The organism is Achromobacter veterisilvae (assembly GCF_900496975.1).
GTDB lineage: Bacteria > Pseudomonadota > Gammaproteobacteria > Burkholderiales > Burkholderiaceae_B > Achromobacter > Achromobacter veterisilvae.
On record NZ_UFQC01000008.1, the window covers coordinates 204441 to 224355 of the forward strand.

Annotated in this window: 17 protein-coding genes and 1 pseudogene; 8 read left to right on the forward strand and 10 right to left on the reverse strand. The window is 65.9% G+C overall.

What is annotated here, in order from left to right:
* The first annotated feature begins 6 nt into the window (after positions 1-6).
* The 5 genes from hemF to AVE30378_RS09660 all read left to right on the forward strand — a co-directional run bounded on the left by hemF (position 7) and on the right by AVE30378_RS09660 (position 3145).
* Positions 7-918, forward strand: coding sequence for an oxygen-dependent coproporphyrinogen oxidase (hemF, locus tag AVE30378_RS09640; RefSeq protein ID WP_129240619.1), 912 nt, complete (start codon positions 7-9; stop codon positions 916-918).
* Entirely contained in the window at positions 915-1502 is a 588-nt protein-coding gene (nadD, locus tag AVE30378_RS09645) for a nicotinate (nicotinamide) nucleotide adenylyltransferase (protein ID WP_129240620.1), read from the forward strand. The genes hemF and nadD overlap by 4 nt, the downstream gene beginning before the upstream one ends.
* Positions 1503-1576: 74 nt before the next feature.
* Complete coding sequence (gene rsfS / locus AVE30378_RS09650; RefSeq protein WP_129240621.1) at positions 1577-1981, forward strand: ribosome silencing factor; 405 nt, start codon at positions 1577-1579, stop codon at positions 1979-1981.
* Positions 1982-1988: 7 nt separating this feature from the next.
* A complete protein-coding gene (gene rlmH, locus AVE30378_RS09655; RefSeq protein ID WP_129240622.1) occupies positions 1989-2459 on the forward strand; it encodes a 23S rRNA (pseudouridine(1915)-N(3))-methyltransferase RlmH in 471 nt (156 codons plus the stop codon).
* Between the two features lie 59 nt (positions 2460-2518).
* A complete protein-coding gene (locus AVE30378_RS09660) occupies positions 2519-3145 on the forward strand; it encodes a Maf family protein (protein ID WP_129240623.1) in 627 nt (208 codons plus the stop codon).
* A gap of 34 nt (positions 3146-3179) precedes the next feature.
* On the opposite strand, the gene AVE30378_RS09665 is transcribed toward AVE30378_RS09660, so the two are convergent.
* The 4 genes and pseudogenes from AVE30378_RS09665 to AVE30378_RS33100 form a co-directional block, all read right to left on the reverse strand.
* Positions 3180-4175 (reverse strand): Bug family tripartite tricarboxylate transporter substrate binding protein, encoded by a 996-nt coding sequence (locus tag AVE30378_RS09665; RefSeq protein WP_129240624.1) that lies wholly within the window; start codon positions 4173-4175, stop codon positions 3180-3182.
* 31 nt (positions 4176-4206) lie between these two features.
* On the reverse strand, positions 4207-6138 hold the full coding sequence (locus AVE30378_RS09670; RefSeq protein ID WP_129240625.1) for an alkyl/aryl-sulfatase: 1932 nt from the start codon (positions 6136-6138) through the stop codon (positions 4207-4209).
* A gap of 30 nt (positions 6139-6168) precedes the next feature.
* Entirely contained in the window at positions 6169-6393 is a 225-nt protein-coding gene (locus AVE30378_RS32820; protein WP_244235003.1) for a hypothetical protein, read from the reverse strand.
* A gap of 40 nt (positions 6394-6433) precedes the next feature.
* Positions 6434-6817, reverse strand: a pseudogene (locus AVE30378_RS33100) (alcohol dehydrogenase catalytic domain-containing protein); the annotation flags it as partial.
* A gap of 81 nt (positions 6818-6898) precedes the next feature.
* Between AVE30378_RS33100 and AVE30378_RS09680 the strand changes: the two are divergent.
* Entirely contained in the window at positions 6899-7648 is a 750-nt protein-coding gene (locus tag AVE30378_RS09680) for a TetR/AcrR family transcriptional regulator (protein ID WP_129240627.1), read from the forward strand.
* Between the two features lie 57 nt (positions 7649-7705).
* Here AVE30378_RS09680 and AVE30378_RS09685 read toward each other — a convergent pair whose 3' ends face one another.
* The gene (locus tag AVE30378_RS09685; RefSeq protein WP_129240628.1) at positions 7706-9064 is read right to left on the reverse strand and encodes a dicarboxylate/amino acid:cation symporter; all 1359 of its coding nucleotides are present in this window, start codon (positions 9062-9064) and stop codon (positions 7706-7708) included.
* 295 nt (positions 9065-9359) lie between these two features.
* Here AVE30378_RS09685 and AVE30378_RS09690 point away from each other — a divergent pair, with 295 nt between their 5' ends.
* Together AVE30378_RS09690 and AVE30378_RS09695 are read left to right on the forward strand one after the other, a co-directional pair.
* Positions 9360-11330 carry a sensor histidine kinase gene (locus AVE30378_RS09690; protein ID WP_129240629.1) on the forward strand — a complete coding sequence of 657 codons (1971 nt, stop codon included), beginning with the start codon at positions 9360-9362 and terminating at the stop codon, positions 11328-11330.
* Positions 11314-12720, forward strand: a complete 1407-nt coding sequence (locus AVE30378_RS09695; protein ID WP_244235004.1) for a sigma-54-dependent transcriptional regulator — start codon at positions 11314-11316, stop codon at positions 12718-12720. The genes AVE30378_RS09690 and AVE30378_RS09695 overlap by 17 nt, the downstream gene beginning before the upstream one ends.
* Before the next feature lie 84 nt (positions 12721-12804).
* On the opposite strand, the gene AVE30378_RS09700 is transcribed toward AVE30378_RS09695, so the two are convergent.
* From AVE30378_RS09700 to AVE30378_RS09720, 5 genes are all read right to left on the reverse strand, one after another.
* A complete protein-coding gene (locus AVE30378_RS09700; protein WP_129240630.1) occupies positions 12805-13638 on the reverse strand; it encodes a PhzF family phenazine biosynthesis protein in 834 nt (277 codons plus the stop codon).
* A 53-nt stretch (positions 13639-13691) separates the two neighbouring features.
* Positions 13692-15566 carry a PepSY-associated TM helix domain-containing protein gene (locus AVE30378_RS09705; protein ID WP_129240631.1) on the reverse strand — a complete coding sequence of 625 codons (1875 nt, stop codon included), beginning with the start codon at positions 15564-15566 and terminating at the stop codon, positions 13692-13694.
* Between the two features lie 2 nt (positions 15567-15568).
* Positions 15569-18046 carry a TonB-dependent siderophore receptor gene (locus AVE30378_RS09710; RefSeq protein WP_129240632.1) on the reverse strand — a complete coding sequence of 826 codons (2478 nt, stop codon included), beginning with the start codon at positions 18044-18046 and terminating at the stop codon, positions 15569-15571.
* Positions 18047-18168: 122 nt separating this feature from the next.
* Positions 18169-19146, reverse strand: a complete 978-nt coding sequence (locus tag AVE30378_RS09715) for a FecR domain-containing protein (protein ID WP_129240633.1) — start codon at positions 19144-19146, stop codon at positions 18169-18171.
* Positions 19143-19649 carry a sigma-70 family RNA polymerase sigma factor gene (locus AVE30378_RS09720; RefSeq protein WP_129240634.1) on the reverse strand — a complete coding sequence of 169 codons (507 nt, stop codon included), beginning with the start codon at positions 19647-19649 and terminating at the stop codon, positions 19143-19145. Before AVE30378_RS09720 ends, AVE30378_RS09715 begins: the two co-directional genes overlap by 4 nt.
* Between the last annotated feature and the right edge of the window lie 266 nt (positions 19650-19915).

Sequence of the window (19915 nt, forward strand, 5' to 3'; positions counted from 1 at the left end):
CCGCCCATGACCGCCTTGCCCGTCTCCGCAGTCAGGGATTACCTCACCGGCTTGCAGGCCCGCATCGTCGGCGCCCTGGAAGACGCGGAAGGCGCGGCCTTCCGCGCCGATGAATGGGTGCGCCCCGAAGGCGGCGGCGGCCTGTCGCGGCTGCTGGAGGGCGGCAATCTGTTCGAGCGGGCGGGCGTGCTGTTCAGCCACGTCCAGGGGTCCAAGCTGCCGCCCTCGGCCAGCGCGCACCGGCCGGAGCTTGCCGGCCGCCCTTGGGAAGCGATGGGCGTCTCCATGGTGCTGCACCCGCGCAACCCCTACGTGCCCACCACGCACATGAACGTGCGCATGTTCCTCGCCGCCGCCCGGCCCGGCCATGACGAAGCCGACATCTTCTGGTTCGGCGGCGGCATCGACCTGACCCCCTATTATCCGTTCGAGGAAGACGCCCGCCACTTCCATACCGTGTGCCGGGACGCGCTGGCCGGCCACGGGGCGGAATACTACCCGCGCTACAAGCGCTGGTGCGACGAGTATTTCTTCCTGAAGCACCGCGGTGAAACGCGCGGCATCGGCGGCATTTTCTTCGACGACCTCAACGCCCCGGGCTTCGACGCCTCGTTCGCCCTGACCCGTTCGGTCGGCGATGCCTTCCTCGCCGGCTACCTGCCCATCGTGGAACGCCGCCGCGGCATGCCCTACACGGAACGCGAACGCGATTTCCAGGCCTATCGCCGCGGCCGCTACGTCGAATTCAACCTGGTCTTCGACCGCGGCACGCTCTTCGGCCTGCAGTCCGGCGGACGCACCGAATCGATCCTGCTGTCCATGCCGCCGCTGGCGCAATGGCGCTACGACTGGCATCCGGAAGCCGGCACGCCCGAGGCGGAACTGGCCGCCTACCTGAAACCGCGGGACTGGGTTTGAAACGCATCGGGCTCCTGGGCGGCAGTTTCGACCCCGTCCACGTCGCGCACGTCGCGCTCGCGCAAACCGCGCTGCGGGCGCTGGGCCTGGCCGAAGTACAGCTCATCCCGGCGGCCAACCCCTGGCAGCGCGCGGCGCTGCGCGCCACGGCCGGACAGCGCCTCGACATGCTGCGACTGGCGGTCGCGGGCCACCCCGGCCTTGCCGTCAATCCGGTCGAAATCGAGCGCGGCGGCGCCACCTACACGATCGACACGCTGCGCGCCCTGCCCCGCGATGCTCACTATGTCTGGCTGCTGGGCGCCGACCAACTGGCGAATTTCTGCACCTGGCGCGACTGGCAGGACATCGCCCGCCTGGTCGACCTGGCCGTCGCCACCCGCCCCGGCACGGCGCTGAGCGCGCCGCCGGCGCTTGCCGAACACCTGCGCGTCCTGGGCCGCGAGCTTCAGGAACTGCCTTTTGCCCCCATGCCGGTATCGGCCTCCCAGATCCGCCAGCGCCTGGCGCGGGGCGAATCCACCGAAGGCCTGCTCGCCGCTGCCGTCGCGGCGTATATTGCGGCGCACCATCTTTACCGATAAACCCTACCCGCCCGGCGCCGAAAGCGCCCCGGAGCCAGCCTCCTGCTGACCGTGCGCGGGTTATATTTGCAGCTATGGATATACAAAAACTCCAACGCGCCGTCATCGACGCCCTCGAAGACGTCAAGGCGCAAGACATCAAGGTTTTCAACACCACGCATCTGACCAGCCTGTTCGATCGCGTCGTGATTGCAAGCGCCACCTCCAACCGCCAGACCCGGGCGCTGGCCGCCAGCGTGGCCGACCGCGGACGCGCGCTCGATCTTTCCGGCATCACCATCGAAGGCGAAGACACCGGCGAATGGGTCGTCGTCGACCTGGGCGACGTGGTCGTGCACATCATGCAGCCCGCCATCCGCCAGTACTACAACCTGGAAGAGATCTGGGGCGACAAGCCGGTGCGCGTGAAGCTCCTGCCGGAATCCACCCGGCCCGCGCCGATCGCCAGCGACGGCGCCTACGACGGCACCGGTTACTGAGCACGCCGTGAAGCTCATCGTCGTGGCCGTGGGCACGCGGATGCCGGATTGGGTGCAGACCGCCTGGGACGACTACGCCAAGCGCCTGCCGGCCGATTGCGCGCTGGAACTGCGCGAGATCAAGCCCGAGCCCCGCACCACCGGCAAGACGCCCGCGCAGATGATGGCGGCGGAAGCCAGGCGGATCGAAGCCGCCCTGCCCGCCAGCGCCCTGCGCCTGGCGCTGGACGAGCGCGGCCGCGATCTCACCACCATGGCCCTGTCGCAAAAGCTCGAACAATGGCGGGCGGGCGGCCAGGACGTGGCCTTTCTCGTCGGCGGCCCGGACGGCCTGGACGCCGATCTGAAAGCGTCCTGCAGCGGCCAGTTGCGGCTGTCTTCGCTGACCCTGCCGCATCCCATGGTCCGCGTGGTGCTGGCCGAACAGCTCTACCGCGCCTGGGCCATCATGACCAACCATCCCTACCACCGCGCCTAGCCTGCCGCGCCTGGCCGGCCGCACCTGACCGACCGGGCAGGCGCTCCTTCCTCCGACGCATGACCGACACCGCCGCCCCCGCTTCCCCTCCCGCGCGCCTGTACCTCGCTTCGGCCAGCCCCCGGCGGCGCGAACTGCTGACGCAGATGGGCCTGGCCCACGAAGTGCTGCTCGTGCCCGCCCCCCCGGGCGAGGACGAACCCCAGCATCCGGGCGAGAGCGCCGCCGACTACGTCCAGCGCACCGCGCGCGACAAGGCGCTGCGCGGCCGCGACTGGATGCGCGACCGCGGCTTGCCGCGCCTGCCCCTGCTGGCCGCCGACACCACCGTCATCCTGGCTGGCCAGGTCCTGGGCAAGCCCGCCGACCGGGACGACGCCTTCCGGATCCTGCGCGCGCTGTCCGGCTCGGCGCACGAAGTGCGCACCGCCGTCGCCGTATGGACCGGCGACCGGCTGCTGGAGGCCGTGTCCATCACCGAAGTCCGCATGCGGGAGTTGGCGGACGACGAAATCGGCCGCTACTGCGACAGCGGCGAACCCTACGGCAAGGCCGGCGCCTACGGTATCCAGGGCTTGGCGGGCGCCTTCATCTCGCATATCGCCGGCAGTTATACGGGCGTAATGGGCCTGCCCGTGTTCGAAACCGCGAACCTGTTGCGCGCGGCGGGCATCCAGACGCCCTGAGGCGCATGCCCCGGATGGCGAGCGGGCTCGACGCTCACTCGATGGGTTTGAAACCGATTTTCCTGACCAGCGCCTTCCAGCGCTCGGACGATGCGACCAGATCGGCGCCCAATAGCCGGGCGGGCTTGAAGTCCGGCAGGTATTCCGACCTGGACAGCGTGTCGCGCACGGTCGCGTCTTGAAGCGCCGCCTGCATGGCGTCTTGCAGGCGGACTATGCCCGGCTCGGGCGTCCCGTTGCGGGCGACGATCCCGATGAATTCCTCGAACACGATATCCGGGTATCCCAGTTCCACGAGCGTGGGCACGTCCGGAGAGAACGGGGAACGAGCCGCCGTAGTAACCGCCAGGACTTTGAGGCGGCCCGCCTTTATCAGTTCGATGAAGTTGCTGGATAGATTCACCGCCACGTTCACTTCACCCGCGGTCACCGCCTGGGTCAGTTGGGGGCCGCCGCGGTAACTGATGGGCTCGAGCGACAGGTTCTCGGCCTGGGCCAGCAGCCGGCCGGTGAATTCGGTGGCGTTGCCCTGCCCGGGCACGCCGAACGTCGCCTCCTTGCTCGACCTGGCCCAGGCCACGAACTCCTGTAGCGTGGAATATGGCGCGTTGGCGGGCGCAACGACCGACAGATGGTACCTGCACAGTTTGCAGACCGGAGCGAACTCCGCAAGGCTGTACGACAGCCGCTTGTAGACTTGCGGGTAGGCGGTAAGCATCGAAGCCGGCGTAAGCACGAAGTTCGATCCGTTGCCCTCCGCTTTGCGCAGCCAATCCAGCGCGATCCGCCCGCTCGCGCCGATTCGATTCTCGATCACTATCGCCTGGCCGAGATCGCGGCGGGCGGGCTCGGCGACCGCCCTGGCCACGAGGTCGGGGCCGCCGCCAGGCGGAAAACCCACCATCAGGGTGATGGGCTTTCTCGACTGCGCACCGACGCTGCCGGCGCTCGACATGGCCACGCCGAAACCGGTCACCCGCGCGGCAGCCACCCCCGCGCCCATTTTCATCAGAAAACTGCGTCTCGACATGCTGGTCTCCTTGCTGAGGCCGGTTCGCGGCTCAGGGTTCGACGATGTTGAACAGCGGATTGAAAGTGTCCAGTCCTTCGAGCAGCTCGATCACAAGCTCCGCCTGGCCGGTGATCTGCGCCTCGCCGCTCTCCAGCGCCGCGCGCAATCCTTCCTGCGGCAGCAGGACCTTGAGCAGGCCCGCCCGGGTGGTGCTGAACACCGCGTCGGCGGCCTCGCCGAACGATCCCGGACGATGGCTCAGCGCGCCATGGCTGAGCGTCAGCTTGTGGGAGCTGCCTTCGTCGGTCATGCGCCAATCGAAGCGCAGCGCCTTGCCCTCGACCTTGGCGCCGACGACGCGGATGGCAATGAAATCAAAGAACAGCGGCATGGGCAGCCGGGCCACGACGCCGATGCTGATCGCGTTGCCGTCCTTGGCGCGGGGCCGTATCCCTTCACGCAGCTCGCGCGCGCCCAGCAGGTAGGAGTTGCGCCAGGTGGCCGATTCGGCCTGGTATCCCAGTTGTTCGAACGCGTCCGCGCACAACTGCCGCGCGCTCTGGTTGGACGGGTCGGCAAAAACCGCCTGGTTCATGATCTGCGCCACCCAGCGGAATTCGCCGCGCTCGAAATCGACCCGCGCCTGGGCGACGGCCTCGTCGATCCCGCCGATGTAGTCCATGTACTTGCTGGCCGCGTCGCTCGGCGCCAGAGGATTCAGGTGCGCCGGATTGCCTTCATACGGCCCCATGTAGAACGTGTAGATCGCCTGCACGTTGTGCACCATGGCGCCGTAATAGCCCCGCGTGTGCCAGCGCCGGGAAAGCTCGTTGGGCACCATCAACTGCTCGGAGATTTCCCTGGGGGTGAGCCCGTGGCTCATCAGCCGCAGCGTCTGGTCGTGCAGGTAGCGGTAGAGGTCGCGTTGCTCGCTCAAGAAGGCGAGCACTCTATCCGTGCCCCAGACCGGCCAATGATGCTGCGCCAGGCAGACGTCGGCCTGGCCGGCATAGAGATCGACGCTTTCGTCCAGATAGCTGGCCCAGGCCAGTGCGTCGCGCACCTTGGCGCCGCGGATCGGGCAAAGATTGTGCATCGTGTGGCAGGCGTTTTCCGCCATGTTCAGCGCGCGCATGGCCGGAAAATAGAAGTTCATTTCGGCCGGCGCCTCGGTTCCGGGCGTCATCTGAAATACCACTTCCACGCCGTCGATGACCATGCGCTCGCCGGTCTTCTCGACCAGGCAGGTCGGCGCGATAAGCCCGGACGTGCCCTTGCCGAGGCCCTTGCCCAGGCCGCTGTCGACATGCGATTGCGGCCCCGGCTCCAGATATGTGCCGAACTGGAATTCGGCGCGCCGGCGCGACGGAATGCCCGCCAGCAGCGACTCCGACATGACCTCTTCCATGAAGCCTTGCGGAGCAATGATCCGTACGCGGCCGGCCGCCACGTCCTGTTCGCCGACCACGCCCTTGACGCCGCCGTAGTGGTCTCGATGGCTGTGGCTGTATATGACTGCCACGATCTTGCGCGGGCCCATGTGCTTTTCATACAGCTCGAGCGCCGCGCGCGCGGCCTCCTCGAAGGTCAGCGGATCGATGACGATCAGGCCGGTGTCGCCTTCGATGAAAGTGATGTTCGCCAGATCGAAGCCCCGGACCTGGTAGATGCGGTCGCACACCTTGAACAGTCCGTGAATGCGGTTGAGTTGCGCCATCCGCCACAGGCTGGGATTGACCGTGAACGGCGCATACTTGTCTTCGAGAAAGTCGTATTCCTTCTGGCTCCAGACGATATTGCCGCCCGCATCGCGGATAACGGCGTCCTCGATGGTGCCGATAAAGCCCCGGTTGGCATCGTCGAAATCGCTGGTGTCGGAAAAATCGAGCGCCGAGGCCATGCCTTGTTGCAAGGCTATCGTCTTCGCATGGGCGTTCTTGCGCTGGCCGGCCGCCGCCGCGGGGATCATGTTGCTGGTCATGGGATGAGATCGCGAGAGAGGTGGAAGGGATCAGCCGCGCTCTTGGACGCGCGTGAAATCGAGCACGGTCCGGCCGATTGCGCGGCGCTCATCCAACGCTTGCAGGATGTCGCCGAGTTCGCCGGGCGGCTTCATGGTGATGGGCGGCGCCTGGAGCTTGCCGCCGCGGGCCAGCTCGACCACGCCGTGCAGATCCGCCAGGGTCCCGACGAACGAGCCGATGATCGCGATGGAGCGCTGCGCGATGGGCGGCAAAGACAGTGCCAGCTCGCGCCATGCAGGCCAACGTGGCGGCGAAGCCCTCGTCGCAGGCCCAGCAGGCCCCGCAGCCTATCCAGGGATAGACCACCCGCTTGTCCCCCACCCTGACGTCCTTCACGTCCGGCCCGATCGCCGCCACCACGCCCAGCGGCTCATGCCCGAGCGTAAGCGGCGGCACCAGGCCCCGGTCCTTCAGGTACGCCTTCCTGCCCGCGCCGAGGTCGAAGTAGCCGTGCCAGAGATGCACGTCAGAGTGGCAGACGCCGCAATGCGTAATGCGCACGACGACCTCGGAACCCTTGGGTGCCGGGGTTTCGCGCAAGCGGGCCTGCAAAGGTTTTCCATGTTCCGTCACGTCATAGCTGAGCATGTGGCCTCCGTTAAAACCGCCGCGCTGGCGGCGCAACAGAGACCACATTAAGACAGTTGACTTATATTTGTCAATCAACTGACTTAATTTTGTTTGATCCTACAATAGGAGAACTTCGACTATCCACGCATGCCGATGCCCGCGTCTTCCTCATCAGCCCCTCCCAAGGCAAAGCGCTCCCCCCGCGGCAGCGCGCAAGCGGGCACGGAAAACGTCGATGCGCTGCTCGAGACCGCGCAACGCCTGTTCGCCGAGCGAGGCATAGACGCCGTGTCCATGCGCGAGATCTCGCGCGAAGCCGGGCACCGCAACAACTCTGCGCTCCAATACCACTTCGGCACCAAGGAAGACCTGCTGCAAGCGATCCTGGATGCGGGCATGCGGGAGGTGAATGTGCTGCGCAACGACCACATCGACCGGCTGTTCGCGACGCGCAGGCACACGGAACTGCGCGCCCTGGTCGAGGCGCTGGTATGGCCGCTGGCGGCAAAGCTGCAGACCAAGAAACGCAACACCTACAACCGCTTTCTGGCTGCGAGCCAGACCCATCCGGATATCGATCTGCGGCCCAGCCCCGGCGAGACGGACCGCGGCTTCCGGCGTCTCTATGAGCTTGTCGAGAACGCCCTGCCCCAGATTCCTGCTTCGGTGGTGCAGCAACGCTGGCTCGCCAGCATCAGCTTTATGGTGTTCGCCTTGGGCGACTATGAGCGGATGAGCGCCCGGCGCAGCAAGTCCGAGCGGGCATTCGACGTCCATCGGGCCATCGAGAACCTGATAGACATGCTGACCGGCGCGCTGGCCGCCCCGGTCTCGCCGCAGGTGCTGCAACGCTCAGCGGCTGTCGCGGAGACCGCCCCGGGCGAGTCCGGAAACTAGCGCCGGGCCGGGGCGGTATGGGTCCGCCGGCTGCCCGGCGTATTCGATGCCGCCGGCTCAGGCCTGGTTCAGCGGCTCACCCAGCATGGGCTGCGCCTCGGCGGCGGCGGGCGTGGCGGCAGGCGGCGGCTGAAGCTCGCCTTCCAGCGCGGCGTGCAATTGCTCCTTGTCCAATTCACCTTCCCAACGCGCGACCACGACCGCGGCGGTCGCGTTGCCGACCAGGTTGGTCAGGGCTCGGCACTCGGACATGAAACGGTCGACCCCCAGGATCAGCGCCATGCCGGCCACCGGCACCGAGGGCACCACCGACAAGGTGGCGGCCAGGGTGATGAAACCCGCGCCCGTCACGCCCGCCGCGCCCTTGGAGCTCAGCATCGCGACCAGCAGCAGCAGGATCTGGTCGCCCAGCGACAGCGGAATGTCGCAGGCCTGGGCAATGAACAGCGCGGCCATCGTCATGTAGATGTTGGTGCCGTCCAGGTTGAACGAGTAGCCGGTGGGCACCACCAGGCCCACCACCGACTTCGAGCAGCCGGCGCGTTCCATCTTCTGCATCAGGGTGGGCAGCGCGGCCTCTGAAGAGCTAGTGCCCAGCACCAGCAGCAGTTCTTCGCGGATGTAGCGAACCAGCTTCAGGATCGAAAAGCCGTTGTAGCGCGCGACCATTCCCAGCACGACGACCACGAACAGCACCGAAGTCGCGTAGAACGTGCCCACCAGCATGGCCAGGTTGACGACCGACTTGATGCCGTACTTGCCGATGGTGAACGCCATGGCCCCGAAGGCGCCGATGGGCGCGGCCTTCATCAGGATGGCGACGAGCTTGAAGATCGGCTGGGCCAGCGCCGTCATGAAGGTCAGTATCGGCTTGCCGCGTTCGCCCACCATGGCGAGCGAAATGCCGAACAGCACGGCCACGAACAGCACCTGGAGGATGTCGCCGCCCACGAACGGACTGAAGATGGTCGTGGGGATCACGTTCATCAGGAAGCCGGTAATGGTGGAGTCGTGCGCCTTGGCCACGTAGCCCGACACCGCCTTCTGGTCCAGGGTGCTGGGGTCGATGTGCATGCCCGCGCCGGGCTGGACGATATGGCTGACGATCATGCCCACGATCAGCGCAAGCGTCGAGAAGATCAGGAAGTACAGCATGGCCTTGCCCGCCACCCGGCCGACCTTCTTGAGGTCGCTCATGGCGGCGATGCCGGTGGCCACGGTCAGGAAGATCACCGGGGCGATGATCATCTTCACCAGCTTGATGAAAGCATCGCCCAGCGGCTGCATCTGCTGGCCGAGTTCCGGCTTCAGCGCGCCCAGGGCCACTCCCACCACGATGGCGAAAATCACCTGCACATAAAGGATTTGATGGAATTTGAGTTTGCGCGCGGGCGCGACTTGATCCACGTCGATCATTGGGATTTGTCCCCACCTGGGCCCCTTGCTCCGGGCGGCTCTGCGCGGCGGGCGACGGGGCGTTATCTGTTTTATGGCCGTGCTCGATTGCCGCAGGCCCATGTCACCGCGCGGAGGGACCGCGAGGCTTGCCCATCCTTATGCAAGCGCCGTGCCAGGCCGATCCGGCCCCGCGACATACCTACAAGCCATTGATAAAAAAAGGATTCTTGTTTTTCTCATGGCATTAGCCCACTCTTTCATGGCGGAATTCCACACAAAAAAGAGATAGAATGTGCGAAAACCCGCACACCTCATGTCCAGCCCTGCTTCTCCCCCTCCACGGACACCCTCCGTCCAGGCGCCCTCGGCCCAGCCAGGCCGCGGGCGGCGCAGGCTCGCCTGGCCCTGGCGGGCGGCGGGAATCCTGCTGTGCGTCGGCATCGTGTTCGGCGTCCTGCATGCCGCCACCCTGTGGGCCCGCGACGGCGCGCTGAAGAACGCGGCGGCGCAGGCGCGCGGCACAGCCCAGGTCAACGCGGCCCTGCTGCGCAACAACCTCGACAAGTTCAGGGCGCTGCCCTTCGTCCTCACCCGCGACGTCGACGTGCGCGCCGCGCTGCAAACCCCTACCCCCGGCCTGATCGCGTCGCTGGACGAAAAGCTCGACACGCTCAGCCGCGGCGTCGGCGCTTCCGCGATCTACGTACTGGACAGGAAGGGCCTCGCGATCGCCGCCAGCAATTGGCGGGAACCCGCCACCTTCGTGGGCGTGGACTACCAGTTCCGCCCCTATTTCCAGGGATCGGTCGCCCACGGCTCGGCCGAACACTTCGCCTTGGGCACCGTCAGCCACGAGGCCGGGCTGTACCTGTCGCGGCGGGTCGACGACGCCGCCGGCGCGATGCTGGGCGTGGTCGTGCTGAAAGTGGACTTCCGCGAACTGGAAGCGGACTGGCGCCAGTCCAACGCGCCCATTTTCGTCACCGACGAGCATGGCGTGGTGCTGCTGGGCAGCATCGCCGGCTGGCGCTTCGGCGTATTGGCGCCGCTGCCGCCCGCCCTGGCCCAGTCGCTGCGCACCAGCCTGCAGTTCGGCGACGCCCCCTTCCAGCCCCTGCCCCTGCGGCCGCCGCTGCTACCGGTCAGCACCGGACAACTGGTTCGTTCCGACGCCGCGCTGCCCCAGATTCCCGCGGCCGCTCCGCTGTTGCACACCACGCTGCCCATCGTCGAATCGCCTGGCTGGACGCTGCACCTACTGTCGCCCGTGCAGTCGGCCATCGGCCAGGCGACGGCGAACGCGCAGTTGGGCGCCCTGTTGGCGCAGGGCGCGCTGGCCGCCATCGTCGGCATCGTCCTGCTGCGCCGCCACCGCCAGCGCGAACGCGCGCACCAGCAGGCCGCCATCCACGATCAGTTGACCGCGCTGGTCGACGAACGCACGTCCCAATTGCTCAGGGTGAACGAACAGTTGGTCGACGAAATGGACGAACGCCAGCGCACCGCCGCCCGCCTCCACACGATGCAGGAGGAATTGGTCCAGGCCAGCAAGCTCGCCCTGTTGGGCCAGGTCGCGGCCGGCGTCGCCCACGAAATCAACCAGCCGGTGGCCGCCATACGCGCCTACGCCGACAACGCCGCCGAATTCCTGCGCCGTCACGACGACGGCTCCGCGCAGGAGAACCTGGGCACCATCGCGGCCTTGACGGAGCGCATCGGCCACATCACCGGCGAATTGCGCGCCTTCTCCCGCAAGGCCGGTTCCTCGGTCGGCCCCACCAGCCTGAGGGACTGCCTGGAAGGCGCCCTGCTGCTGATAGGCCCGCGCGCCCGGCGCCAGGGCGTCGCCTTGCAGCGCCCACCCGCGGACCAGGACTATCTGGTGCAGGCGGACCGCGTCCGGCTGGAGCAGGTGCTGGTGAATCTTCTGCAGAACGCGCTGGAAGCCCTGGAAGGCCGGCCGGACGGACGCATCGTCGTGGCGCACCAGGATCTCGGCGCCACCGTGCAAGTCCAGGTCGGCGACAACGGCCCGGGCCTGTCGGCGCAGGCACGGGCCCGGCTGTTCACCCCTTTCCATACGACCAAGCCGGAAGGACTGGGCCTGGGCCTGGTCATCAGCCGCGACCTCGCCGCCGAATTCGGCGGCGAACTGAGCGCGGCCCGCCCGGCCGATTCCACCGCCCCGCCTGCGCCGGACGGCGGCGCCCTCTTCATCCTGACCTTGCGCAAAGCGTCCGGCCGGGACTTCGCTTCGAACCTCCCCCATGGCCCCAACCCCTGAACGCCCTCTTTCCGCGCCGGCCGCGGCCGACGACAGCCTTCGCCAGCCATTCCGGCCGCACGCCGTGTTCATCGACGACGATGAGGAACTGCGGCGCGCCAATGCGCAGACGCTCAAGCTGCACGGCATTTCCGTGGACGCCCATGCCAGCGCCCGTTCCGCGCTGCCCGCGCTGACCCGCGAATTCGACGGCGTGGTCGTGAGCGACATCCGCATGCCCGACATGGACGGCCTGCAGCTCTTCCGGCGGGTGCGCGATATCGATCCCGACATCCCCGTCATCTTCATCACCGGGCATGGCGACATCGCGACCGCGGTGCAGTGCATGCGCGACGGCGCCTACGATTTCCTGGCCAAGCCCTACGCCGCCGACAGGCTGATCACGGCGATCGCGCACGCGGCGGAAAAGCGCCATCTGGTGCTGGAAAACCGCCGCCTGCGCGAAGCCGCGTTCGCCGTCGAGGCGGACGAAGTCCCGTTCATCGGCACCACGCCCGCCATGCAGCGCATCAAGCAGACGCTGCGCCATATCGCGGACGCCGACGTGGACGTGCTGGTCGAAGGCGAGACCGGGACGGGCAAGGAAGTCGTGGCCACCGCGCTGCACCGCCTGAGCCGCCGCCGGGACCGCCCGCTGGTCGCGATCAATTGCGGCGCCCTGCCCGAAAGCGTCATCGAAAGCGAACTGTTCGGGCACGAAGCCGGCGCGTTCACCGGTGCGCAGAAAAAGCGCATCGGGCGCATCGAGCATGCCAGCGGCGGCACCCTGTTCCTGGACGAGATCGAAAGCATGCCGCTGGCGGTGCAGGTGAAACTGCTGCGCGTGCTCGAGTCGCGCCAGATCACGCCCCTGGGCAGCAACGACGTGCGCAATCTGGATCTGCGTGTGGTCGCCGCGACCAAGGAAGACCTGGGCAGCCCCGCCATACGCGCCAAGTTCCGGGAAGACCTGTTCTATCGGCTCAATGTCGTCACCATCCGGATTCCGCCCCTGCGCGAGCGCCGCGAGGACATTCCGCTCTTGTTCGCCCACTATCTCGGCCACGCTTCGCGCCGGTTTCAGCGCGACATTCCTGAAATGCCGGCCTCCATCAAGCAGCATGTGATGACGCACGATTGGCCCGGCAACGTGCGCGAACTGGCGCACTTCGCCGAGCGCGTGGTCCTGGGCGTGCTGAATGCGCCGGCGCCCGAGGCGGCGGCCGCCGCGGCCGCCCAAAGCCTGCCGGAACGGATGGAACGCTTCGAAGCCCGGCTCATCCGCGAGGCCCTCGAGGCGCACCAGGGCGACATCAAGGCGACGCTCGAAACCCTCGGCATCCCGCGCAAGACGTTCTACGACAAGCTCCAGCGCCACGGAATCGACCGCCAGCAGTATCTGCCGCAGTAGGCGGGCGGGCCAGCGCGCTCATGATGAAAGCAAAACCCCTCCCGGCAGCAACGCCGCGACGGGTTTTGTTTGTAAATATCCGGCCTAACCGATTACGGACGCCTTGCCGCGCACGTTCACCGGCGACCCCAGCTCTGCCGTGAATGCCACTTCAATCCTGCACGGCTGGCCCATGTCCACCCCCTGCATGATGACGATTTCGCCCTCTTTCACTCGGCCCAGGTCGCGGAGCATGCCGGCGAAAGCCGCCGCCGCCGCGCCAGTCGCCGGATCTTCCAACACACCGCCAATCGCGAACGCGTTGCGTGCCTGGAAGCGCCTGTCGCTTTCACTGAACACGAATGCAACCGTGCCGATGCCATGCGTCTGCATGAAGCGGCGCCCTTCATCGAGGTCGTAGTCCATACGCGCCAGCGCGGCGCGTGAATGGAGCGGAATAACCAGGTGGTCGAGTCCCCCATGGGCGACGCAAGGCGCAAGCGTGGGATCAAGTTCGTTCGCCGAATATCGAAAGATTTCCAGGGCTTCAGACAATAGCTCGGGCTTGGCGATTGCGCTGCGTGTCGGCGGCGAGCGAAGCACACTCATCCACTCGCCGTCCCGCTTCTCGGCGGCGACTTCGATACGGTCGTTGGCCAATGTCAGCGGATACGTCGCCGGGCCGAACGCCTGCCCAAGCATGGCGCCCAGCGCGATCGTTGCATGTCCACAGAAGGCGACTTCCGCTTCGGGCGAATAATATCGTGTGAGCCACGAACCATCGCGGTTTGGACAAGAGAACACCGTTTCCGAATAGCCGACTTGGGCAGCCGTCCGTTGCATTTCCTCGGCTGGCGGTAGTCGATCGGCCAGCACGACCCCCGCCGGATTTCCCCCGAGGCCCTCGCTCGTAAACGCTGCAATACGGTGAATGTGCATTCAAGTACTCCTTGCTGTTGAATCGACAACACGTATGGACCGTCGCCCGCTCATCATGCCAGCACCCAGCCCAGCACCGCCAGTGCGGCGGCGGACATCAGCAGCCGGCGCCATGCGCCAGGCGCCGCGAACACCCACAGGGCGGCCACGGCGTAGATAAGAAAGCTCAGCAAGCTGGCGATGGCCACGCCGGTAGCCGAGCTGGCAAGACCGCCGAGTACAAGCAATCGGGCCAGCACGATGGCGCCCAAGGTCGCCAGGACATAGCCGCCCACCACCGCGCATAGCACGCGCCCCAGCACGCGCCAGCGATAGCCGCTTGGGGCGGCGGCGACGCGTCCCGCCCGGGGCGCGGCCCAGCCGCCCGCGCGCAAACGCCAGGCCAGCAAAGCGAACAGACCGCCGAACGCCACGATTGTCGACTCCACCAAGGCGGCCTGCCAATCGCCGGCGTGCGCATAAGCCAGCGCGTGCCCCCCTGTCGTCCACACGTTCACGACGGGCAACAAGAGGCACAGCAGGGCGACGCAGGCGAACTGCTCAACCCACGCGCGCTGAACGGCTCTCGCGCAGGCATGCGCCAGACTCAAGAGCCAGGCCAGAAAGAAGGCGCTGATTTCCCAAGCGTCGCGGTTCGGCAGGCTGGCCGGGATCAGACGATTGGCATGGAAGTAGCAAATACAGGCCAGACAGGCTCCGGCAATCGCCGCCACGTTGAGCGCTTCGGCAATGCGGTAGAACGTCGGCGTGCCGGCGCCAAACTCGCTCTCCCCCTTGTTGCGCCGCTTTATCGTAAAGAGCACCGTCCCCGTCGCCATCATCAGCGCGCCCGCGAGGCCGAGGACGAAATACAGCCACTTGATGGTCCAACCGCCATAAGAGGCCACATGCAGATGTTTCATCAGATCATGCGCCGCATCGGCGGATGGCCGGCCGGTCGCCAGATGCAGGGACGAAAAAGCGCCGCTGGCGCCATCGAACACGGCGCGGCCGACGGCGCTGTTGATCTGGCGGAGCGTCACGTCGGCATCTGGCCGGCCATACACGCTGATGCGTTCGCGGGCTTGCCCGGGGCGCTCCACCATGATCATGCGCGCAGGCCCTCCCAATGCATCCTGCGCCGCGCGCAGGAGCACGCCCAGTTGCTGCCGCGCGGGCAGGCGTTCATCCAACGACGGGCGTGCCGGCAATACGGGGGCCTCAGCCTGAGCTGCCCCTTCAGCGAGCGCGGCTTGCCAGCCGGCCAGGCCCTGCTCGCCATACACGGCGCGCAAAGGCCCCGGCATGTAGCTGGTGTAAAAGATGGCCAGCCCGGTGTAGGCGATCATTAGCTGAAATGGCAGCGTGAGCACGGCCGAAGCATTGTGGCCATCGAGCCAGGCGCGCTGGCCACGCCCCGGCCTGAAGGTGAAGAAATCCTTGAAGATGCGCTTGTGCACCACGATGCCCGACAGCAGCGCCACCAGCATGCCGACCGTCAGCCAACCCACCAGCCAGAACCCGAAATTGCCCGCATGAAGGGTGTAATGCAGCGTCATGAAATGGCGTCCGCCTTCGCTTTTTCGCCCCCACGGCTGGGGCAGCAAGGCGCCGTCGCGCGGGTCCATCGCGGCCTCGTGCGCAACGCCCTTCGCAGTCCGCCAGAATAGGCGCATCGCCTGCACTGGCTCGGCGGGCAGTTCGATGCGCCAGAAACGCGCATCGGCCTCCTGCCCGGCCAGGAAACGAGAGGCCGCGGCCAACACAGCTTCCTGCGGCAGCGCGGCTGGCGTTCCAGTCAAGGCGGGTTCGGCCGCCATCCAGCGCGAGATCGGCGCGCGAAACACGCTGATGCTGCCCGCCAGGAAAATCAGGCACAGCAGCCAACCACACACCAGCCCGCACCAGGTATGCAGCCAGCTCATGCGCTGGCGCAGGCCGGCCTGCATCGTCAGAACGTGCCTCTCAGCGTCAGCATGACATTACGGGGATCACCGTATTGGATGCCGTTGACCAGATTACCCACCGCGCTGTAGTAGGTCTTGTTGAAGATATTGTTGACGTTGAGCACCGCCGCCCAATTGCGGTTGAACTGGTATTTCGTATAGGCGCTCCACACTGCACGTCCGCTCGCCTGCACGGTCGTGGCTCCGATTTGACGCGACTGGCCGCTTTGCACATTCACGCCGCCGCCTACCGTGAAGGCGCTCAGGTCGCCGGGCAACTGATACGTGGTCCAGAGCCGGAAAATGTGCTTGGGGGTATACCACGCGAATGCCTGGCCTTCGCTGCTCTGGTCTTTGAGGTACTTGGTCGTGTTGAAGGTATAGCCGGCATAGAGGTTCCAGCCGCGCGTGAGTTCGCCGCTGATCTCGGCGTCAAACCCTTGGCTGCGCACCTTGCCCGCATCGGTGTAGCAGTAATAGTCGGCGGCGCAGGTCGGGCTGGAGTTGAAATCGACTTGAGCGCGGTTGTTCTGGTCGATGCGAAAGATGGCGAACGCCGTATTGACGCGGCCATCCAGCAACTCGCCTTTCAAGCCCAGCTCGTAGCTTTCACCGACGATCGGTTTGAGCGCCTGTCCCGCTGCATTCACCTCCATTTGCGCCTGGAAGATGTCGGTGTAGCTCACATATGTGGTCCATTGCGGCGACAAGTCCAGGATGACGCCCGCATAGGGGGTGAAGTGCGTGTTGGCCTGCGTTGTCTGGCCGTTGACGAGCACACCGGCGCTGGTGGTGTCGGTCGTCCAGATCCGGTTGGAGCGGCTGAACCTCCCCCCCAACACGAGCTTCACGGGATCGGCCAGTTGCAGCCGTGTCGTACCGTAGAAACCCAACTCACGGTTCGAGCCAATGCGCGCTTCGTCGACGCTCGCGCGCAGGGCAGCCGTGGACGGCTCGGGCAGGTCCGGGTTGAAGTTGAAGGCGTTGAAAGTCGCGTAGTTGACCAGGTAGGCGTAGGAGGTGTCGATCTTGCTGTGGCCGTAGTTGGCGCCCACCACCACTTCGTGCGTGCGGCCAAAGGCCCGGAACTTGCCGGTGAGGTTCGCATCCACGCCCGAGGTATCGATGTCGGCCACCGTTCTCGCCGCGTTGACAGCCCCGAGCTGCGTCACAGGATTTATCGCGCGGCTTGAGGCGGTGTACTTCAGATATTGGTTTTCCTGCACGTACGCGCCGGTCATCTTGAAACGCCAGTCGTCATTGAATGCATGCGTGAAGTCGGCGTAGAAACCCTGGTTCGAGGTTTCCTGACGATTCCAGTTCGCGCCAAAGCTGGTGGACCGCTTGAAGTCCACCTCTTCGCCGTTGCTATAACGCGGCAGGCCCGAGATCGATGGACTCCCCCGCAGATCTTCGTAGCTGTACCCCAGGTTCACCTGGGTACGCGGCGAGAAGTCGTATTCGATCGTGCCGTAGAAGGTGGTGCTCTTCATCTGCACCCGATCCACGAATGAGTGATTGTCCTGGCGATCGATAAGGGCCCGGCCGCGCAGGCTGCCGTCTTCGTTCAACCGGCCGCTTCCGTCGAGCTGCACGCCATAACGGTCCCAACTGCCAGCCTTGGTCTCGACCGTGAAGCGATCTTCTTGCAAAGGCCGCTTGCGCACCAGGTTCACTGCACCGCCGGGCGACCCCGAACCTTGCAGCAATCCCGCCGCACCCCGCAGCACCTCGACCCGGTCATAAAAGGCGGTCCCACCGGAGTAGTTGCTGGCGCGGCCATACATATTGCGTTCCAGCGGCACGCCGTCGTACTGGATCACGCTGTTGTCGAAACCGCGCGAATAGATGTATTTGCCGCCTTGCGGGCTTTGCTGCAAGGTCACGCCGGTGGTGTTTTCCAGCGCGTCATACACCGAAGTCAGGTTCTGCTCGTCCAGGCGCTGGCGGGTCACCACGCTGACTGACTGCGGAATGTCGCGGAGCTGCTGTTCGCCCTTGCCGATCGTCACCGCCGACGTCGTGTAGGATCCGGAGCCCTCGGTCATGAGGCGGTATTCCTGCCCCGTCACCGTGACGGGTTCGAGCATGGTCGCGCCACCGCTGGGCAGGCGCCGCACGGCATAGCCGCCGCTGGAAAGCCTGCCCCCCTCGAATCCGGTGCCGGCAAGCAATGCGTTCAAGCCGCGCGGGACGCTCCAGCGTCCGTTCAGGCCCGCACTTTGCAGCCCGCTCACCTGCCCGGCGTCGAACGACACATTCACGCCGGCCGCGCGCGCGAACTGGTTGAGTGCCTGGTCCAGCGGACCGGCTGCTATCGCGAAAGTGGATTCCCCTTCCTGCACGGCCACCGCAGCCTGCGCCTGAACGGCCGGGGCGATCCCGGCAAGCGCGGCGCTGCACAGCACGCCGGCAAGAATGGAGGACAACACGGTAGGAACGGGCGTCTGGCGCGCTGTCCTGGAAGTACGAGCGAGGGTCATTGCGTGATCTTGATAGGCCAAGTTGAAAGGGGTCTTTCCCTATAGGCCGGTCGAAAACGCAAATCCCCTCACTTTTTATTCAAAAAAAACCCTGGCATTCGGAAAGCAAGGTCGGGAAGGCCTCAGGCGGGCCACACCGCGACCCAATAACGTGTCCAATAGCGCAGCCGTATCGGCAGCGTCTGCGCCAGGAATTCCAGGGCTCGGTCGGTGTCTTTCACATGGTAGGTGCCCGAAACCGCCAGATTGGCGACCTCTGGCGCGCAACTGATGCGGCCATGGCGATAGCGCGCCAATTCGGTCAGCAGGTCGGCCAACCGCATGTTCTTGCCCTCGATGGCGCCATCCAGCCAGGCATCGGCAGTGATGGCGGGTTCGCTCACCAGGCGGACGCCGCGGCTGTCCAGCCGCCCCGCCTGGCCCGCTTCGGCAATCACCGGGGCCGCGTCGTCATTGGTCCGCAGCGCGACCGCATCCTGCTGCACGCTGACCCGGGCGCAATCGTCATCCAGGCGCACGACGAAGCGCGTGCCCAGCGCCTGGACCGTGCCAAACGGTGTGCGGACCAGAAACGGGCGTTTGACGGGCGAAGCGGCATCGGCGCCAGTCTCGATCGAGATCTCGCCACGATAGAGGACCAGCATTCGTTCGCCGCCCTCCATCCGTATGCCCACCGCGCTATCCGTGTTCAACACCAGCAATGTGCCGTCGGCCAGCGTCAGGCGATCAAGCTCGCCCACGCCGGTGCTGGCATCCGCCAGGACACGTTGCCAGGGCGTGTGCTCACGCACCGCCCAGCCCGTGCCCGTCAGTCCGCCTGCCAACAACAGGCCCTTGAGCATCGCCCGACGCCGTAGCTGCCGCGTATCGCGGGTTGCTCCCACGGCAGTAAGCGTGTCCAGCGCCACCCCCCGCGGCATGGCGGTGAAGTCGGCGTTCAGCGTCTGCATGCGCGTCCACGCCCGCTCATGCACGGGCGCTGCGCGGCGCCAGCGCTCGAAGGCTGCATAGGTATCGGAATCGGCCGAGCCGAAGTTCAGTTTCACCGACCACGCGATGGCCTCATCGACAACCGAGGCGGGAATCGCGGCCTCGCTCACGCGTCACCGAACCGGTGGGCGTAGCATTGGCGCAGCCCCGCCGCCACATAGCGCTCGGCGGTAGCCAGGGAAACACCAAGACGTTCGGCAATCTGCGGGCAGCGCATGCCATCGAGCTGTGCCCACAAAAAAGCCTGGCGTACCCTGGGCTTCAGGGCATCCAGCATTTGATCGATCTTGATAAGCGCTTCCAGCACCAACATCCGGCTCTCGGGCGACGGCGCCAGTTCTTCGGGTGTGCGCGCCAACACTTCAAGCCAGGCGCGCTCGAGTTCTCGGCGGCGCCAGTGATCCATCAGCAGGCCGCGCGCGATGGCGCTCAGATAGGCACGCGGCTCACGCGGCTCGATCACCGTCGGCCGGCACAATAATCTGACGAACACGTCGTGCGCGAGGTCGGCGGCCTCGCACGAATTCCCCAATTGCCGACGCAGCCAGCCGTGCAGCCACCCATGGTGGTGCGCATAAAACGTCTCGACTTGGACATGCGTCTTCGGAGGCATCGAACATAATGAAAATGATAATTATTGCTTATTGTAGAGAGCAGACATGCTCCGGGCAAGATGCAGATTGTATTTGCATCATGCGCCGCGCGCTCTACTTACTTTTGTTTGTGCGTCCGGACGGGTGCGGCAAGCATTGCGGCGCCCCAAAGACAAAACCCCACAGGTATAACCTGTGGGGTTTTGAGGAATAAAAGCCTGACGATGACCTACTTTCACAGACGTCCGTCCACTATCATCGGCGCAAAGTCGTTTCACTGTCCTGT

Coding starts and splice junctions, on each gene's coding strand:
- hemF (WP_129240619.1), top strand. CDS start 7: ATGACCGCCTTGCCCGTCTCCGCAGTCAGGGATTACCTCACCGGCTTG.
- rsfS (WP_129240621.1), top strand. CDS start 1,577: ATGGATATACAAAAACTCCAACGCGCCGTCATCGACGCCCTCGAAGAC.
- AVE30378_RS09660 (WP_129240623.1), top strand. CDS start 2,519: ATGACCGACACCGCCGCCCCCGCTTCCCCTCCCGCGCGCCTGTACCTC.
- AVE30378_RS09665 (WP_129240624.1), bottom strand. CDS start 4,175: ATGTCGAGACGCAGTTTTCTGATGAAAATGGGCGCGGGGGTGGCTGCC.
- AVE30378_RS09670 (WP_129240625.1), bottom strand. CDS start 6,138: ATGACCAGCAACATGATCCCCGCGGCGGCGGCCGGCCAGCGCAAGAAC.
- AVE30378_RS09680 (WP_129240627.1), top strand. CDS start 6,899: ATGCCGATGCCCGCGTCTTCCTCATCAGCCCCTCCCAAGGCAAAGCGC.
- AVE30378_RS09685 (WP_129240628.1), bottom strand. CDS start 9,064: ATGATCGACGTGGATCAAGTCGCGCCCGCGCGCAAACTCAAATTCCAT.
- AVE30378_RS09690 (WP_129240629.1), top strand. CDS start 9,360: ATGTCCAGCCCTGCTTCTCCCCCTCCACGGACACCCTCCGTCCAGGCG.
- AVE30378_RS09695 (WP_244235004.1), top strand. CDS start 11,314: ATGGCCCCAACCCCTGAACGCCCTCTTTCCGCGCCGGCCGCGGCCGAC.
- AVE30378_RS09700 (WP_129240630.1), bottom strand. CDS start 13,638: ATGCACATTCACCGTATTGCAGCGTTTACGAGCGAGGGCCTCGGGGGA.
- AVE30378_RS09705 (WP_129240631.1), bottom strand. CDS start 15,566: ATGCAGGCCGGCCTGCGCCAGCGCATGAGCTGGCTGCATACCTGGTGC.
- AVE30378_RS09710 (WP_129240632.1), bottom strand. CDS start 18,046: ATGACCCTCGCTCGTACTTCCAGGACAGCGCGCCAGACGCCCGTTCCT.
- AVE30378_RS09720 (WP_129240634.1), bottom strand. CDS start 19,649: ATGCCTCCGAAGACGCATGTCCAAGTCGAGACGTTTTATGCGCACCAC.